Annotated in this window: 16 protein-coding genes and 1 tRNA gene; 7 read left to right on the top strand and 10 right to left on the bottom strand. The window is 36.0% G+C overall.

Annotated features, from left to right (window positions below):
* Nucleotides 1-10: 10 nt before the first annotated feature.
* The gene (locus tag HS1_RS08695) at nt 11-355 is read right to left on the bottom strand and encodes a hypothetical protein (RefSeq protein ID WP_066064031.1); all 345 of its coding nucleotides are present in this window, start codon (nt 353-355) and stop codon (nt 11-13) included.
* Nucleotides 352-1,254 (bottom strand): hypothetical protein, encoded by a 903-nt coding sequence (locus HS1_RS08690; RefSeq protein ID WP_156469431.1) that lies wholly within the window; start codon nt 1,252-1,254, stop codon nt 352-354. Before HS1_RS08690 ends, HS1_RS08695 begins: the two co-directional genes overlap by 4 nt.
* 131 nt (nt 1,255-1,385) lie before the next feature.
* Here HS1_RS08690 and HS1_RS08685 point away from each other — a divergent pair, with 131 nt between their 5' ends.
* Entirely contained in the window at nt 1,386-1,970 is a 585-nt protein-coding gene (locus HS1_RS08685; protein ID WP_066064023.1) for a hypothetical protein, read from the top strand.
* 134 nt (nt 1,971-2,104) lie between these two features.
* On the opposite strand, the gene HS1_RS08680 is transcribed toward HS1_RS08685, so the two are convergent.
* The 5 genes from HS1_RS08680 to HS1_RS08660 all read right to left on the bottom strand — a co-directional run bounded on the left by HS1_RS08680 (nt 2,105) and on the right by HS1_RS08660 (nt 8,474).
* Nucleotides 2,105-3,265 (bottom strand): cation:proton antiporter, encoded by a 1,161-nt coding sequence (locus HS1_RS08680; protein ID WP_066064020.1) that lies wholly within the window; start codon nt 3,263-3,265, stop codon nt 2,105-2,107.
* 6 nt (nt 3,266-3,271) lie between these two features.
* Complete coding sequence (locus tag HS1_RS08675; protein WP_066064015.1) at nt 3,272-4,687, bottom strand: NAD-binding protein; 1,416 nt, start codon at nt 4,685-4,687, stop codon at nt 3,272-3,274.
* A gap of 724 nt (nt 4,688-5,411) precedes the next feature.
* Nucleotides 5,412-6,917 (bottom strand): DHA2 family efflux MFS transporter permease subunit, encoded by a 1,506-nt coding sequence (locus tag HS1_RS08670; protein WP_066064012.1) that lies wholly within the window; start codon nt 6,915-6,917, stop codon nt 5,412-5,414.
* Nucleotide 6,918: 1 nt separating this feature from the next.
* Nucleotides 6,919-7,911, bottom strand: coding sequence for an HlyD family secretion protein (locus HS1_RS08665; RefSeq protein ID WP_066064009.1), 993 nt, complete (start codon nt 7,909-7,911; stop codon nt 6,919-6,921).
* A complete protein-coding gene (locus HS1_RS08660; protein ID WP_066064006.1) occupies nt 7,911-8,474 on the bottom strand; it encodes a TetR/AcrR family transcriptional regulator in 564 nt (187 codons plus the stop codon). Before HS1_RS08660 ends, HS1_RS08665 begins: the two co-directional genes overlap by 1 nt.
* Before the next feature lie 162 nt (nt 8,475-8,636).
* Between HS1_RS08660 and HS1_RS08655 the strand changes: the two genes are divergently transcribed.
* Together HS1_RS08655 and HS1_RS08650 are read left to right on the top strand one after the other, a co-directional pair.
* On the top strand, nt 8,637-9,989 hold the full coding sequence (locus HS1_RS08655) for a DUF4388 domain-containing protein (protein ID WP_066064003.1): 1,353 nt from the start codon (nt 8,637-8,639) through the stop codon (nt 9,987-9,989).
* 20 nt (nt 9,990-10,009) lie between these two features.
* A complete protein-coding gene (locus HS1_RS08650; protein ID WP_066064000.1) occupies nt 10,010-10,306 on the top strand; it encodes a hypothetical protein in 297 nt (98 codons plus the stop codon).
* Nucleotides 10,307-10,323: 17 nt separating this feature from the next.
* Here the strand turns inward: HS1_RS08650 and HS1_RS08645 are convergent, their stop codons facing one another.
* The 3 genes from HS1_RS08645 to HS1_RS08635 all read right to left on the bottom strand — a co-directional run bounded on the left by HS1_RS08645 (nt 10,324) and on the right by HS1_RS08635 (nt 13,165).
* Complete coding sequence (locus tag HS1_RS08645) at nt 10,324-10,872, bottom strand: hypothetical protein (RefSeq protein WP_156469430.1); 549 nt, start codon at nt 10,870-10,872, stop codon at nt 10,324-10,326.
* A 66-nt stretch (nt 10,873-10,938) separates the two neighbouring features.
* Nucleotides 10,939-12,228 (bottom strand): dihydroorotase, encoded by a 1,290-nt coding sequence (locus HS1_RS08640; protein ID WP_066063993.1) that lies wholly within the window; start codon nt 12,226-12,228, stop codon nt 10,939-10,941.
* Nucleotides 12,229-12,238: 10 nt separating this feature from the next.
* Nucleotides 12,239-13,165, bottom strand: a complete 927-nt coding sequence (locus HS1_RS08635) for an aspartate carbamoyltransferase catalytic subunit (protein ID WP_066063990.1) — start codon at nt 13,163-13,165, stop codon at nt 12,239-12,241.
* A 523-nt stretch (nt 13,166-13,688) separates the two neighbouring features.
* Between HS1_RS08635 and HS1_RS08630 the strand changes: the two genes are divergently transcribed.
* The 4 genes from HS1_RS08630 (at nt 13,689) to HS1_RS08615 (ending at nt 16,245) form a co-directional block, all read left to right on the top strand.
* Nucleotides 13,689-13,762, top strand: a tRNA-Pro gene (locus HS1_RS08630).
* A gap of 53 nt (nt 13,763-13,815) precedes the next feature.
* Entirely contained in the window at nt 13,816-14,271 is a 456-nt protein-coding gene (locus HS1_RS08625; RefSeq protein WP_066063987.1) for a hypothetical protein, read from the top strand.
* 519 nt (nt 14,272-14,790) lie between these two features.
* Complete coding sequence (locus HS1_RS13775) at nt 14,791-14,925, top strand: hypothetical protein (RefSeq protein WP_281178288.1); 135 nt, start codon at nt 14,791-14,793, stop codon at nt 14,923-14,925.
* 60 nt (nt 14,926-14,985) lie between these two features.
* Nucleotides 14,986-16,245, top strand: coding sequence for a hypothetical protein (locus HS1_RS08615; protein WP_066063981.1), 1,260 nt, complete (start codon nt 14,986-14,988; stop codon nt 16,243-16,245).
* The last annotated feature ends 318 nt before the right edge of the window (nt 16,246-16,563 follow it).

The following is a 16,563-nucleotide window of genomic DNA, read 5'->3' as shown; positions in this document are numbered from 1 at the left end:
TGAATAAAACTTACCTACCATTAAAAATAGGCCGCAAAGGAGATTCTTTCCCCAAAGGAGGATTAAAAATAGGTTGTTGTTTATTTAGCCAATGGGATTTAGGTGTAAATTCGTTAAAATACTTACGAGATGGATGTATTTCATCCATCTCAAGCATAGGCCTCTCATAGATATAGCCTCGCACTTCTCCCTTATCAGGGTCCCATATATATTTTGTATTAGGACCCAAACGGTAGATATAACCTTTTACTTCTCCACTATCAGGGTTCCAGATATAGCCATCATAAGCAAAAACACCATCAACCAACAGCGATATTGCTGGTACTAATGCTATTACTAAAAGTAATCCTTTCATACCTCACCTCCTAGCTGACGGATACGATAAGCCTTTTGTTTACATGCGTCAGAGCAATACTTACTCCTTCTATAATGCTCTTTTCCACAGACATCACATATTTTAGGCTGTTCGTTATTTACCAAAGCATAGATATAACGCTTCACCTCATCTAAAGGCTTCAAGGGCAAAAGGTCAGGTCTTATCACTCCCTGTTTAACAAGTTCATTGTAAACCTTCTTTCTCTCTTTTGCACGACAAACCGAATATTCAACACCTTTATTAATAGCTTCTTCGCTACAATCCCTACATGCTTTTCTGCATGCTTCCCCATATTTTTTCCTCAACTCGTCATCTGAAGGTAAAGGATCCTCAAGCTTATGGACAGAAATTCTTGAACGGTGGACCAGTTCCAATACCTCAGCGTTACTTATTTTTCGAACTTTATCCTCATTAATAAAAGTTAAAAGCATATATACAGCCTTTTTTAAATCTTCCTCGGAAGCAAAACTAGTTACCTTTATCCTTAATTCTAAAGTCTCGTCTAACCCTAGAGCTTCACTTAAAGCCAGGCTTCCACCTAAAGTTAGGCCTTCTGCTAAAAATGGAACTCTATAAATAGTGGAGTCGTAAAAGGTCTCAGGCTTCTTACACCATCCTTCCTTAGTGGCAAAAAAGGTGTAGATATGCTTGGTCAATTTTTCCAGTAAGCCCCATACTTTCATTAACTCTTCAAGGTTATATAGCTTTTTCAAATATTGATTATATTCCCTTTCAGGGAAGGGATAGGCAGCCTTAACCTCTTTTCTTTCCAGGTCTATAGTAACTTTCCCAAACTCAATACAATAGGGCATATATAAAATAAACTTCTTTAATTCACCCTTTAATTTAGAAGGGGAAACAAACGTTTTAAGTGCCATTGGGACACTCATCTGTGTTATAGTTGGTGGAAGCTCCCTATTCCCCATATATTTTTTTGTGTTACGGTTACCTCCAATTTTTCCGCATAGTCCTTATCTTATAAATATAAAAAATCAAGGAGGTAATTTATATGAAGAAAACGAAATGTCATAATTGTGGTAAACCAGCCATAGTAACATATAATAATGGTAAACTTGCACTTTGTTTAGATTGTAATCTCAAATTCCAACAAGCGCAAGAGCTAATATTTAGAAGAAATGTAAAAATGTTAAATTATTTAACCGCTGAAATAGAAGCAGTTGGTGGATTGCCAAGATTATTCCCAAGATATAAAGTATCCTCACCAGTTTATTATAAAGGAGATTTAATCTTGAATAATATTAATATTCAAAATAGTAATGTTGGTGTCATCAACACTGGTAATGTGGAATCAATAGATGTATCATTAACTTTTTTAAAAGAACAAGGAAATGAAGAAATTGCTGAATTAATTAAAATTCTAACTAAAGAAATAATAAAAAATAAGGATATAGTTGAGAATCAAAAAAATGAAATTTTAGAACAATTGGCCTTTATTACTGAACAGTTATCTATACCAAAAGAACAAAGAAAAACAAGTATATTAAAAACTATATTTGCAACAATTTTTACATCTATATCAGGTTTCAGCAACTTGTTGGAAATATTAGAAAAGGTTAAGAAATTAATTTTTTAGATTTCAATTTTAGAAAGTCTAGAGGAGTCGGGTCTCCACATTTGACAGAAGAGAAGATAAAAAACCTAATAAGTTCTCCAGCGAACTTTTAAAAGCGCCGCTGAATCTTGTTGTCACCTTCTCCAAAAAGTTTGTCACATTTCCAATTTTGTTTCATGATTAAAAATTTGTTTGAAAATGGTAGGAGCCAAGGTGGAAGTAATAATTGCTAGGAGGATAATACTGTCCTTAAGATGGGGTGTGATAAAACCTTGCTGAACACCAATAGAGGCAGCTGCAACAATCAGACTTAAACGAGCCGAAAGTAGAATTCCAGCTTTTAGAGCACATTTCCATGGAAACCTGTTTATAACAAGAAGCAGTGAAGGAATTATTTTTATAACAAAAGCAGCTAATAAAATTTTAGCTATTAACAAAAGCTGATTTTTATCTAGTATATTTTTCAATTCAAATTGAATGCCTACATAAATGAAAAAGAATGGAATCAAAAATCCATAGGCAAGGGCTGTAAGCTTTTCCTCAAGAAGCCTTTTCTCTCTGAAGATAAAAGATAACAGGCAGCCTCCCATAAAGGCTCCTAATAAAGGGTCAAGACCAACCACTCTTGAAAGGGCCACAAAAATAAAGAGGAGGGCCATAGAAAACCGAACACCTAATTCACTGGGACCGGATTTCCCAAGTAGGCTGGCAGCCTTTTCAGGGTTCCACCAGAACCATAACCGTGCAATCCATAGCAATAAACCAAAAAAGATGAAAAGCGGAACAGGAATTATAAATTGCCAACTAAATCCATGTTTTTGAAAAAGAAGGTAAAAGGTAATTCCAAAAAAAGTTAAAAAATCAGCTAGGGTAGCAGAAATGAGGATACTCTGCCCTAGAGGAGCTTTACTGATTCCTACATCATGCAAAGTGGGTACTACTAATCCCAAAGAGGTGGTTGATAGGATTAAAGCCAAAAATAATCCTTGTCCCATAGATAAAGAAAAAATATAAGCCAAGGTAAGTGTTGCTATAAAAATCACTCCATAAAGAAGCAATTGTCTTGGTTTTTGTTTCTCTAACATTGAAAAGTTGATTTCAACTCCGGCCAGGAACATCAACATTAAAAACCCAAGGTTGGCCAAAAATGGCAGCCACTCACCAGAAAAAGTCACATTTAGGAAAGTCTTTCCGATGAGGACTCCAAAAAGAATTTCAGCCACTACAGGAGGGAGTTTTAGCCGATAGCTTATATTGGGCAGTAAGGCAGCCCCTATGGTGATAATCATCAAAGAAAAGGCCTGATTAAGGTGCATAAATCCTCAATAAGCCACCACCATTACCGAACATGGGCTCTTTTCAATCAATAGTTCCCCAATATGAGGTTTTAAGAAAGGTACATTTTGAGTAGTACTACCTAAAATAAGGAGGTCATAATTTTCAGCTAATTTAGTTACTTCCTTTACAGGATTCCCCTCGAGTTTAATCTCTTTGATAGGGAATTTATGAATTTGGGCAATTTCTCTAGCATGGTCCAGTACATCTTCAGCCCAACCACTGGACTCCTCTCCTCTAATAAAAGTCGGTTCTAACACTACTACCACTGAAATACTGGCATCTGTCTGTCTGGCAATATCAATTGCTATTTCTAGAGCAAGAGCTGAGCTTTGAGTGGCGTTATAAGGGACTAGAATCTGGTTATAAGGATAGGTAGCCTTAAACACCAATAGAGGTGAACCTAATTTATGAACCAATGGTATTACTCTGCTATGGCTAAATATGCGGTCTAAAATCCCCGGCGAAGGAGGAGGGATAAGAACGCACCCAACACTTTCATGGTAAGTAATGGTAATAAGAGTATGTTCCATTTTTTCCCGAAAAATTCTAATTTCCACCTCTCGTGGCTCTTCAATTTTTTGAACTTTTTTAAAAATTGTTTCTTCTAGTTCTTTGGGAACCAAAATAACAGCTTTTTGAGCCCTGGTATTTCTTATTAAGTAAAAGGCTTCAGAAAGAGCATCTTCAAAAATTTCAATATCTTCAACTGGGATTAAAATATTTTGTCCATAAACTAGGGGGAAGGAAGGTTCCTGGTATTTGAAGAGATGAGAAATAGCTTGATAGAGGTCAGGGTGGCCAATAATGGTTATCCAGTCATTAGATTGAATAATAGTATCTCCATGGGGAATTATTAGCTCGCCTTTGCGGTAAATAGCTGCAATTAGCCAGTTTCTGGCCCTAAATTCCCGTATTTTTTTACCTACTACGGGTGCATAGCGGCTGACCTCTATCTCCATTATTTCGCCTTTGCCCCCTCCAATAGTAGTAACAAATAACCGAGGGTTTTCCAAACACAATTCGATTTCCCTAGCTGCCAAGTAACTCCAACAGACGGGTCTTACGTTTAATCTGTCAAATTCTTTAAGGTTAAGACTATCATTTACCAAGGCAACAATATTTTTAATCCCTCTCTCCTTGGCTAGTCGGCAGACTTCTAAGTTTACATCATCATGATTGGTGACACCCACAACGAAGTCTTGGTTTTCAAGATTTGCTTCTTTAAGAGTTATAAGACTTGAGGCATCTCCCAAGACAGTTTTAGTTACCTGTTTGAAATTTTTTTTAAGTAAATTCAGGCGATCAGAAACAATATCAACTAAAGTCACCGACCACGCTTCACCCAAGCGCCGCAGAATCTCTCGTGTTGTCTTCCCGGCTCCAACAATCAAGATTTTCATAAACAAGCTTATCCTAAAATCTCATCTATTTTATCCCAAAAAGGGGGAAATATCAACTAAAAATGGAATTGACTCATACATTCGCAAGGCCACAGAGGAGATTAGAAGGAAAAAAGAGAAGACGATTTTTGCCTTTCTGGGGGTCTGTAATGGGGGGTCTAACCTACAAAATACATTTTACAGAGATGTTTTGTAACATAATTATAATTAAAGCCTAACAACTCGTAGATGCCCTGGATAGAGAAATGCTTTTAGAGAAACTCAAACAACGGCTTAAAGAGGAGCCCAAGGAATTGATCAAAAACAGGGGATATAAAAGATACCTAACCGTAGAAAGGGGAGGTATCAAGATTAACCTTAAAAAAAATAGAAGCAGAAAAGAAATACGATGGTAAATATGTAATTACCAGTAACACAGAACTTAAGGCAGAGGAGATAGCCTTGGCCTATAGGGAGTTATGCCTGCCTGCCTGTCGGCAGACAGGGTGGTAAGGTTTAAGTGTGGTGACAAATCCTATTTAGTAAGGACTGAATTAAATGGCAAAGCCTACTTGGGGGTTAGGGCAACAGGAAGAATACCTCCAGGGGTGCTTGAGATAGGAAAAATGTAGTGGGTACGTCTGAGTTTATAGGCGAAAAGTTTCCTGATATAGGTAAGTTTTGATTTTTAGGTGGCAAAGTTGAGTTAAAAAATAGCGTCAAGATAGTTTAACGAATTTAGTTTTTAAAATGTTTTTTTAGCCTTTTTGAGAATGATTAAGCTAGGCAACAGGATTAAAAATAGAAAAAAACAAAAGAAAAAGGCGTCATTAAAGGCAAGCATATTTGTTTGGTGTAATAATTCTCTATATATACCACCAAGGGCATGAAAATCAGAAGGGAAATAGTGTCTTAGTTGCTCATAACTCTGTTGAAAGGGTATATCAGTAGGAGATAAGTGTTCTATTAAGCGGTTTTGGTGAAATTGAGCCCGGCGAGAAAGAATAGTAGTAACAATAGCAGTGCCAAAACTAGCTCCTAGATTACGCAACAAATTGTAAATTGCGGTGGCATTACCCATTTCTTGTTTTTTTACTTCCATAAAGGCCACTGTTGCCAGAGGCACAAAAAAGAAGGCCAGACTTGCCCCTTGGATCAATCGGGGCCAAATAATTTGCCAAAAACCAATTTGGAGTGTGAAATGAGACATTAGATAAAGAGCAAGAAGTTGTCCCATAAAACCTATTGCCAGCAAATAACGAGCATCAATAAACTTTGTCAGCCTACCTACCAAGGGTAAAAAGAAGATACTGGCTATAGCTCCAGGCCCCATGACCAATCCTGCAAGAAAGGCTGTATAACCCATTAATTTTTGTACATAAAGGGGCAATAAAACTACACTTCCAAAAAAGGCAAAAAAGCCCAGAAAAATAATGGTGCACCCTATGGCATAAGAGCGTTTTTTAAATATCCTCAACTGAACCAGCGGTTGTTTTGTTCTAATTTCATTTATTACAAATAGAACAAGAAGACTAAAAGAAATAACTGAAAGGACGACAATAAACCTAGAGCTAAACCAATCTTTTAGATGTCCTTTGTCTAAAACAGTCTGGAGGCTAGCTAATCCTATAGATAAAAAGCATAATCCCCAATAGTCAACCTTTTTTATTTTGCGTTTAATATAGGCAGGGTCAAAGATAAAAAAGGTGACCATAAACAAGGAGATTACTCCAACTGGAAGATTAATATAAAATATCCACCGCCATCCCCAGTGGTCAGTAATCCAACCCCCTAAAATTGGTCCTATGGTGGGTCCCATCACCGTGCCCATCATATAAATAGAGATGGCCATCCCCCTTTCTTTTAAAGGAAAGGATTCCAGTAATATAGCTTGGGAGGTAGGTTGTAATCCCCCTCCAGCAAGACCCTGTAAAAAGCGAAAAAAAACCAAAAAAGACAGGCTGCTGGCAGTGCCGCACATAAGAGAGCTAAAGGTAAAAAGGGAAATAGAAAATAGCACATATCTCTTTCTGCCAAAAATGCTTGCTAGCCATGCCGTCATAGGAATGATAATGGCATTGGAAATCAGGTAAGAAGTAAGCACCCAAGTAACTTCTTCTACTCCTACGCTAAGACTACCCTGAATGTGAGGCAAAGAGACATTAACTACGGTGGTATCTATAATTTCCATCATGGTAGGTAGCATCACCGTGCCTACCACTAGCCACTTATTTACAGAAGTTTTTTCCATCTTATTTTACTAAGACGGTAGTCACGGCAGACATGCCAATTCTCAGAACCTTGTTATCTTTATTATTGGGGTGAGTAAAAACAATCTTTACCGGTATCCTTTGGGTAACCTTCACCCAATTACCTGTGGCGTTTTCAGGAGGGAAAAGCGAAAATACTGCTCCTGTGCCTGCCTGAATACTCTCTACCTGCCCATAAAATCTTTTATCTGGATAGGCATCTATCTTTATCTTTACCCTTTGCCCAGGCCTTATTTTTTCCAATTGGCCTTCTTTATAATTGGCCTCTATCCAAATTTCATCTAAGGGCACAATGGCCAAAAGGGGTCTATTTGGATTTACCCTTTGCCCTACTTCCACAGATTTTTTAGTAACGTAACCAGAAACTGGCGCTATAATAGTAGTGTATTTTAAATTTAACTGGTCTACCTCTACCTTTCTCTTACAGAGATTTACATTTTCCTTGGCTGTTTTAATTTGCATTTTGGCCTGTTTTAAACTTTCTTTAATGGCCATTAGTTTAGCTTGGCTTACCTCATAGTTTGTTAAATACCTCTCATATTTTTCTTTAGATATCACCCTCTTTTGATAAAGCACTTTAGCGCGCCGAAAATCGGCCTTTGCTTTAGCAAATTCAGCCTTATTTAGATTTACCTCTGCCTTCACTGCCTTCACATGGACTTCTGCTTCTTTTAACCTTGATAGGGCCAAACCAAGCTCGGCCTTACTTTCCAATAACTTCACCTTATATTCTTCTGGGTCAAGGAGAACGAGGATTTGCCCCTTCTTTACCGATTGGTTATCCTCAACTAGCACCTGTATTACACTGCCATTTATTCTAGGATAAACCCAATGAATGTGCCCACGAACATAAGCATTATCCGTAGTAATATGGGTTTTTTTATAATAGATAAAAAAGATGATACTTAAAACCAATCCCAGGAACAAAATGCCAAAAACCAGTAATCTTAATAATCGCCATCGGTTAATAGCCATTATGTTCTCTTAATTCCATCCATAAGTATATGGTAAGCTAAGTGACTGGTAGTTTTTTCATCTAAATTCTCTATTTTAAACGCAAATATTATATCGATCCCTATCAATATTCTGGTTAACACCACGGGGTCTATATCTTTTAAAAACCCCTTTTTTATACCTTGCCTAAATACAGTCTCTATCTTATTTTTTATCTCTTTTAAAAACTCATTAAAAAAATCCTTAGACCTTTCAAAATCTTCCACAGATTCTCTAGCTATAATAAGGGCGATATATTTCCCTCTTTTTTTCAAAATACGAATGTGATGTTTAATAAATTCTTTTAGGAATTGCTCTTCATTTTTTATAGGCAAACGCATTACAATTGTTTTAAACTCGTCTAAATAGAGAGAAAGCACGGTTTTATATAAATTTTCTTTATTCCCAAAATAGTAGCTGATCATAGAACTGTTTACCCCTGCTTCTTTAGCAATCCGCCTAATACCCACCCCATCGTAGCCGTATTGAGCAAAGAGTTTTATAGAGGCATTTAGTATCTTGGCTTTAGTATTTTTATTTTTCATCTTTACTTATAAGTTCAATCAAACGATTGATTTAATTAACCTTTCTTTACCAAAAAGTCAACATAACCTTCATTATCATCAAAATTACCCCTATTTGAGCCTGATCTAAAAAATCCCAAAATATTTTGACATTTATTTGAAAAACTGGTAGTAAATTCAATAATGAATATGTGGAAAATCCAAGTCTTAAGAAAGAAAGATTTTCCTTCTAATGATTTTTTTAAACATCTTCTAAAAGGAACTGAATATTATCAAAGACGCCATTTTGAAAGAGCTATTGAAGAATGGAATGTAGCCAATAAACTTCATTTTACAGAACCTATAAATTTGGAAAAAACAGAGGGACGAATATTTTGTGGAAGTGTGTTCAAAGAAATACCTTTTTTATTTTTTCTGTATGCTATTTATAGCAATATGGCCACAGGTATAGCTGTAGTAAAGACCAAAGAAATATCTAAGAAACTTATGTTTAAAGGCGGGTTACTTATTTCTGCAGCTACTACCAGGAGAGAAGAGAGAATAGGTAATTTTATAGTGAAGAGGAGCAATATCACTCCCGAAATATTGGAGCAGTTAGTTATAGAAGCAAAACAAACTGGGGAAAGATTAGGTAAATTTTTAGTAAAAAAAGGGTTTCTTTCTGCAAAAACATTGCGAGAACTTCTCACCCTTCAAATTGAAGAAATTGTAAGTGATATTTTCTTCTGGCAAAAAGGGCAGTTTTATTTTTTTGAAACTCCCATAAATGAAGAGATAATTACCAATTATACACCGATTAAAATTGCATTAACGGCAGCTCAAAGGGGCTTTAATTTCACCCGTTTTAGAAAACAAATTCCTAATAATAAAGTTATTTTTCGCCTTTCTCCTTATGTCGAAAAAGAAAGAGAAGAGATTTTAAAAAAACTTGATGCAAATGAACAATTCATTTTTTCTCTAATAGATGGTGTGCGAAATATAGATCAACTTATAAATTTTAGTGGTTGCGATGAAGTATCTGTGATCAATGCCCTCTATCGCCTTAGCTCTATGGGGCTGATAAGGAAAACCAAAGAAGTAGGTGAATATCAAGATAAAGAATTTATGGATATATCTACTACCTTAAATACATTAGTGGATATTTTTAACCTTATTGTGAGTAATCTCTTTTATGAAATAGGATTAAAAGGTAAGGAAATCATTGGGAAAGCACGGCAGGGTTTGAAATCAGAATATCGGAAAATATTTGTAGATGTTTCTTTGGAAGATCCAGATAAACTGGACATAAACGCAGTTCGGAAAAATATAGCTTTTTATTTTCCTTCTCCTCAACATAGGTTTATATTCATTGATGCCTTTCATGACCTTTACATCAATATTCTAGATGAATTAAAGAAATTTTTAGGTTTAGGGTTGGCTAAAGAAACTATTAGTGAAATTGAAAAAATGAGAAAAAATATTGAGAGATTTGATATAGATATTTCTTTAAAAGAACGTTTGTTGAGAATTTTAGATGAAATAGTCAAAAAATATTAAGGAGTAATTGGAGGAATCTAATGACAAAACCTACTTTTGACATTACTCAAATAGTATTGTTAAGTTTCCTGGCGATAGTAGTATATGTGTTTATTCTTATTGTGTTTTTTTATGCAAGGCGAAAATACAAAGGTGGAGTAGTTGAAAAAGTTATTAATTTTATTATAGCAACCACTGGTTTTCTTTTAGTGGCTGATATTGCTCTTTTTCTTATTCCCAATTATGGTTTTGTCATCAGTTATACAATCCATGTAATCTTTAAAATCATTGCTTTGACTTGTCTGGCGATAGGTGGCTTGAAATTCTTTGTAAGATGATTTGTTTTAATAGTAGTTTAGTACGCAGAAAAAACATCAAAAATGGCCCCTTTCCTTTGTGCTTCTTCTACAATTTTCAAATTAGCAAGTTTTAAATAGGTTTGCCTTTCTTTTTTTATCCTAAATTGGCTTTCTTGAATAAGAATATTTTTAATTTTGCCTCTGTCTAAAGAAATTATTCCCTGTTTTTCATCAGGAAAGCGAACTTCTATATAACCTGTAAAAGCCTCGTTTTTTAATTTGGCTATAAAAAGGCCTAAGTGAGAGAACTCAGAAGAGATACTTTTATAGACAAGCTTAACGGGGAAGCAAAATATTTCTGAGAGTGTGAGAACCAAATCTAAAGATAACTTAGAAACTGTAATTTTCCCATTTTTTTCTCTCCGCGCTTGCTCTAAAATCTCTTTTACCGTCCCTGGTCCACTTTTTCTTTCTTCCTCTATTTCTTCTATTCCATTAATTACATCTCCTTCTTGAAAGAAAATCATGCTTTGCCTATCCGAAAAAATAAAATGGACATAACCAGTAAACCCTTCTTTTTTAAGAAAGATCAAAAATCTATCCATATCTATAAATAAAGTCCTGAGATTTACCCATATATCGTTCCCTTTAGGGAAGAACATAACTTTGCTCTATTTTTGTTGCTTTTCTGAGATTCGATAAACTATGTTCCCACCAATTAGGGTCATTATCGCCTTCCCTTTTACTTCCCAACCGTGAAAAGGACAATTACGGCCCTTGGAATAGAACTGGTTTACATCAATTTTATAAGAAAAATTAGGGTCAATAATAGTAATATCTGCTAAATTCCCTGGTTTGAGGCTACCTCCTGGTAAATTAAACACTTTAGCCGGTGCATAACTCATTTTAGTAATTAGTTGAGGCCAAGTGAGTACTCCTTCTTCTACCAATTTGAGAGAAATGGGCAAGGCTGATTCCAGACCTATAATTCCACTAGGTGCTTGTTCAAAAGGCACTTCTTTTTCTAAAAATTGGTGAGGGGCATGGTCAGTAGCAATAATATCAATAATACCTTCTTTTAAGGCCTGTTTAATGGCTTCTACATCGGTGGCAGTGCGTAGAGGAGGACTGACTTTAGTATTAGGATTAAACTCTTTTGCTGCCTCTTCCGTCAGAGTGAAATAGTGGGGACAGGTTTCGGCAGTGACCTTAATTTTTTTCTCCTTTGCTCTTCTTATCAACTCTATACTCCCTGCAGTGCTCACATGGGCAATATGAATATGCCAGTTGGTTAATTCAGCCAATTTGATATCTCTAAAAACCATAATTTCTTCAGAAATAGCAGGGATGCCTGGTAGGCCTAACAAGGTAGATATCTTGCCTTCATTCATTACTCCAGCAGGAGCGAGGGACCTGTCTTCGGCATGAGAAATAATAGGCAAATTAAAATATTTAGCATATTCTAAAGCTCGCCTTAAAAAACCGCTATTTACAATAGGATTCCCATCATCAGAAAGGGCCACTACCCCAGCCTCTTTTAATTCTCCAATACAGGCCAATTCCTCTCCTTTTAGTTGTTTACTCACAGCACCAATGGGATAAACCCGTGCTAAGCCACACTCAGTTGCTCTTTTTAAAATATAGCGGGTTACCTCTTGATTATCATTGACAGGATTGGTATTGGCCATACAACATACCGCAGTAAAACCACCAGCTACAGCAGCCTTTGCTCCGGTATGGATGGTTTCTTTGTATTCAAAACCAGGTTCTCTTAAATGCACATGGACATCTATTAGTCCAGGAGTTACAATTTTCCCTTGAGCATGAATAACTTCTGCTCCTTGTATATCAATATTAGTATCTATAGCTTTAATTATGCCGTCTTCTACTAAAACATCAAATATTCCATCTAGTGATTGACTAGGGTCTATGACATAACCCGACTTAATAACCAACCTCATGTTAAGCCCCTTAGTGTTTTTCTCCTGTTACTAAGTATAATATGGCCATGCGGACAGCTACACCATTAGTTACCTGATCCAGAATGATTGTTTGAGGCATATCCATAATCTCAGGGTCTAATTCTACACCCCAGTTTACAGGACCTGGGTGCATAACAATGGCATCTTTTTTGGTTAAAGAAAGTCGTTTTTTATTTAAACCAAATCGAATGGCATATTCTCTTATATCTGGAAAATATGTTTGTTTTAAACGTTCTTGCTGCACCCGCAAAGCAATGACCACATCTGCATTCTCTAAAGCACTTTCTATAGGAAAACAATAATTTGCTCCTGTAGCCTCAATATACGGGGGGATAAGAGTTAAAGGACCTGAAACTGTCACCTTTGCCCCTAATTTGGTGAAAAGAAGAATATCTGAGCGGGCTACTCGGCTATGGGCAATGTCTCCTATAATAGCAATATTTAATCCTTTAATTTTCCCCTTTTTTTCAATAATACTCATGGCATCTAATAAGGCTTGAGTAGGATGTTCATGCATTCCATCACCAGCATTGATTACAGCAGCATCTATGTGCTTAGCCAAAAAATGGGGAGCACCGGCTTGGGGGTGGCGAATGATAAGAACATCTGGTTGCATAGCCTGTAAATTTTTAGCGGTGTCTAATAAACTCTCTCCTTTAACTAAACTGCTAGTGCTAGCAGAGATATTAATAGTATCAGCACTAAGTCTTTTAGCTGCGATTTCAAAGGAAGTTCTGGTGCGAGTGCTAGGTTCATAAAAAAAGGTAATTATAGTTTTTCCCCGCAATGTAGGTACTTTTTTAATATCTCTAAAGGAAATTTCTTTCATTGCCTCTGCAGTATGCAAAATAAATTCTATTTCCTTCTGAGAGAGTTCCTCGATACCTAATAAGTGGTGCTTGCTGAATATTCTCATTTTTTATCCATAAAAAAACCTCCTTACCTTCAGGTGAGGAGGTTTAAGTTAAAATCATTTTTTTCTATGGTATATTTCATCAATTCATTTTATTACCATAGAAGAAAGGAGATTGTCAATCATTAATGGCAAGGCTACGTCAAAGTCAGGCCATAAGTAATTTAATAAAATAAAAAATCCAAATTTCAAAATCCAAATGCCAAAATGCCAAAACATTAAATCAGTGAGTAGTGAAATAGTGAGGGAATGAAATAGTCAAATGTAGTGGAATTAGGGTCAAACCTACAAAATACAGTTAAGAAAATAGAAAACGGAAAACAGAAATTCCCATTTCCAATGTTCTGACGTGTAAACGTGCTAACGTTCCAATTTAACAGAAGGCGATTTTGCATTTTTCAATTTGCATTCTGCATTGAGCCATTGCGCTTAACATTTGGATATCCGTTAAAATTACTTTGACGAAGTCCTAGCCAGTATGGGGCCTGAGTTGCCAAAGGGTATAAAATCCTGTAATCTAAAGATACGGGACGTAGCTCAGCTTGGAAGAGCACAGCGTTCGGGACGCTGGGGTCGCAGGTTCAAATCCTGTCGTCCCGACTTTGTTCTTGATAATTGCAAAAAATTATCTTTCATGCTAATTTCAATAAGAGATGCCATATAATGTCAAAATAATAAGACTTTTAGAAAAGGTAGAACCTACTATAAAAGAAGTCCTCATTGAGATTTTGGCAGAGATAGAAAGGCAGAGGAAGCAGTGGGAAGAAACTGTTACAAAGACAGAGTTTAATGAGCTTAAAGGTATAGTTTCTGAGCTTGCACAGGCACAGAAGAGAACAGAAGAGGAGCTAAGAAAACTTATAATAGAACACAGAAAGACAAGGCAGGAGCTTGGAGCCCTATCCCATACTGTTGGATATGTACTTGAAGACAGAGCATATGAAGGGCTTCCCTATCTTCTAAAGAGGGACTTTGGAATAGAGGTTGAGGAACTAAAGAGGGAATATGTTGAGATTTCACCTAACAGATATGAAGAAATAAACATAATTGGAAAAGGAAAAAGGGATGGAATCCTATATGGATACTTGGTGATTGTAAGTCTCAGCTAAAAAAGAGGGATATAAATAGCTTTCTTAAAAGGGTCTCTCGCATAGAGCACCTTTTTCCTGGTGAAAGGGTTCTTATAACAGTTACATATCAAACATCTCCTCAGGTAAGAAGATATATAAAAGAAAAGGGGCTTAAGCTCTATTTTTCATATCAGCTAAGGCCTACAATTAAACTGTAAAAAGAAACAAATAATGGTAAGCAAGAACCAAGAATTTTGGCGATTAAGAAAAATGATCCAAAATTTTGAAAAATTAGATGCTGAGCTTCTAGAAAAATTTAAGCAGGCTATTAAGGAAAAATACAAGTAGGATGAATTCTGCAATTTTTTTGAGCAAGTCAGGCACGCAAAAAGAGAAATCAAAAGATTTTTATCTGAAAAACCTTTAATAAAAGTAGCCCCAGGGTTAGCTCAGACATTAAGAAAAATCAGGAATAATTATGGTTATAACATAGATACCTTGTGTAACTTTTTTAGTAATGAGCTTGGAATAACTATATCTCAAGAATCTGAAGAAGATATGGATTTTGACGATTTACTTGATAAACTGTGGGGACAAGGAATAGTAAGTTATGTTGACCAAGGATATTTTGGGCGTAAAAATGAAGTAGCTACAATAATTGTTAGCCAGTCCCTACCTCCTACTATTCTTTGACATAAGGCTAACAATATGATACATGCATGTCTATAAAAAACTATTAAGGAAGGAAAAGCAATGAGTCGGCATATAATTATAATTTCAATTATATTTTTTGGACTATTGGGATGGCAGAATATTGTTTTTCCTCAAACCCCCATCTCTGACATCAAAGTAAATGGTTTAGATGAACCAACTACACTGAACCAATCAGATGCCTTAACTATTACCGTGTCATTAAATAACAATCAGATAACAGATAATGCCGACTGGTGGCTGGCAGCAGATACCCCATTTGGGCTTTATTTTTTTACATTTTATGGCTGGACAACTGATTGGGCACCAGCACACCAAGGTCCACTTTTTCATCTAGCCCCGTTTGAAGTATTAAACATGCCTGTTTCAGGGTTTCCAGCAGGCAGATATACAATTTACTTTGGTGTTGATACTAATATGGATGGCGATGTCACATGGGATAGCCTGTATGTTGATAGTGTAGTGGCCAATATTGTAAGTGGTGAGGCGTCTGGATATATGAATAGTGTGGAGAGAATGGCTAAGGCATTGTTTGACACTACATATAAAAATCTAAAAGCTTCGGAGACTATGTCTTTTTTACCTTTTTCGCCGATGATAGGCACAACAAGCAAAATGTCTTCCAAATTCGCTAATTACACTTACACCTATGGATGTGTTAGGGTTGAAATTGAGGATAGATCAGGAACTATTTACTATGATGAATGCTACGGATTGGATGGATCAATACACTTTACATACGATTTTTCTGGTAGTACCTATGTTTTGCACTACAATTACGACCTGACATGTAGCTATTATGGTGGCAGTTGTGACATTACTGGCCTAGTCACTATGACAGTGTCTTATGAGGGAGCTGATTATACTATATCCATAGATTATGGCGACAGTTTTTATGTTTGTGGACAACCAATATCTGGCTCATGTCTGATAACATATAACGAAACCACTGGAAAATACACATATTCTTATGATTTTGGGGAATATACAGGATATTATAATGGTCAAACAGTTAGATGTGATTGGAATAATGACTTTACTTATGATGGCCAGTATGTAAATGGCAGCGGAACGTACGCTGATGCAGATTTTACCTTATCTTATGAGGTAGCGGATCTTTGTTACGATGAACAAGGAATTCCCACAGGTGGCATCATTTTAGGTAATTTTACTTATATAGAAAAGGATATCACATTCAAGATTGAAATCACCAGTTATTCAGATGGTGTGGCCACATATTCAATTATAATCTGGGAAAATGGTGAAAAAACATATTCAAAAACCGGACAATATCCGGCATAGAATATTTTTTCGGAAGGGGGAAGGAAGATGAACAAAAAAGGTATGCTGATATGTATTGCTTTGCTATTTATCCTCTTTTGACTCAACTTCGACAGCAAAACCTCTATTTTGGTTTTATCTGAATTGGTTTATTTTACTACATTTGCCTGCCTGACGGCAGGCAGGTGGGTTTTCTTTTAAAGTTATCACGGATTTTGGGTATGAAGAATTAAAAACAAAAAATAAGATAAAATAGCCAGGGAAAAATATTAAGGGGCAGGATTTTAGCATGAATTTTCAGCATATTTTGGACTTCAAGGTGCGAAAAAAATTCATTCT

It is taken from the genome of Candidatus Desulfofervidus auxilii (assembly GCF_001577525.1).
Lineage (GTDB): Bacteria > Desulfobacterota > Desulfofervidia > Desulfofervidales > Desulfofervidaceae > Desulfofervidus > Desulfofervidus auxilii.
The sequence above is the reverse complement of the archived record's forward strand: the minus strand, read 5'-3'. Positions and strand labels throughout refer to the sequence as shown.

Excerpts from the sequence above, each read along its gene's own strand:
- HS1_RS08695 (WP_066064031.1), bottom strand. The coding sequence starts at position 355 with ATGAAAGGATTACTTTTAGTAATAGCATTAGTACCAGCAATATCGCTG.
- HS1_RS08690 (WP_156469431.1), bottom strand. The coding sequence starts at position 1,254 with ATGGCACTTAAAACGTTTGTTTCCCCTTCTAAATTAAAGGGTGAATTA.
- HS1_RS08685 (WP_066064023.1), top strand. The coding sequence starts at position 1,386 with ATGAAGAAAACGAAATGTCATAATTGTGGTAAACCAGCCATAGTAACA.
- HS1_RS08680 (WP_066064020.1), bottom strand. The coding sequence starts at position 3,265 with ATGCACCTTAATCAGGCCTTTTCTTTGATGATTATCACCATAGGGGCT.
- HS1_RS08675 (WP_066064015.1), bottom strand. The coding sequence starts at position 4,687 with ATGAAAATCTTGATTGTTGGAGCCGGGAAGACAACACGAGAGATTCTG.
- HS1_RS08670 (WP_066064012.1), bottom strand. The coding sequence starts at position 6,917 with ATGGAAAAAACTTCTGTAAATAAGTGGCTAGTGGTAGGCACGGTGATG.
- HS1_RS08665 (WP_066064009.1), bottom strand. The coding sequence starts at position 7,911 with ATGGCTATTAACCGATGGCGATTATTAAGATTACTGGTTTTTGGCATT.
- HS1_RS08660 (WP_066064006.1), bottom strand. The coding sequence starts at position 8,474 with ATGAAAAATAAAAATACTAAAGCCAAGATACTAAATGCCTCTATAAAA.
- HS1_RS08655 (WP_066064003.1), top strand. The coding sequence starts at position 8,637 with ATGAATATGTGGAAAATCCAAGTCTTAAGAAAGAAAGATTTTCCTTCT.
- HS1_RS08650 (WP_066064000.1), top strand. The coding sequence starts at position 10,010 with ATGACAAAACCTACTTTTGACATTACTCAAATAGTATTGTTAAGTTTC.
- HS1_RS08645 (WP_156469430.1), bottom strand. The coding sequence starts at position 10,872 with ATGGATAGATTTTTGATCTTTCTTAAAAAAGAAGGGTTTACTGGTTAT.
- HS1_RS08640 (WP_066063993.1), bottom strand. The coding sequence starts at position 12,228 with ATGAGGTTGGTTATTAAGTCGGGTTATGTCATAGACCCTAGTCAATCA.
- HS1_RS08635 (WP_066063990.1), bottom strand. The coding sequence starts at position 13,165 with ATGAGAATATTCAGCAAGCACCACTTATTAGGTATCGAGGAACTCTCT.
- HS1_RS08625 (WP_066063987.1), top strand. The coding sequence starts at position 13,816 with ATGCCATATAATGTCAAAATAATAAGACTTTTAGAAAAGGTAGAACCT.
- HS1_RS13775 (WP_281178288.1), top strand. The coding sequence starts at position 14,791 with ATGGATTTTGACGATTTACTTGATAAACTGTGGGGACAAGGAATAGTA.
- HS1_RS08615 (WP_066063981.1), top strand. The coding sequence starts at position 14,986 with ATGAGTCGGCATATAATTATAATTTCAATTATATTTTTTGGACTATTG.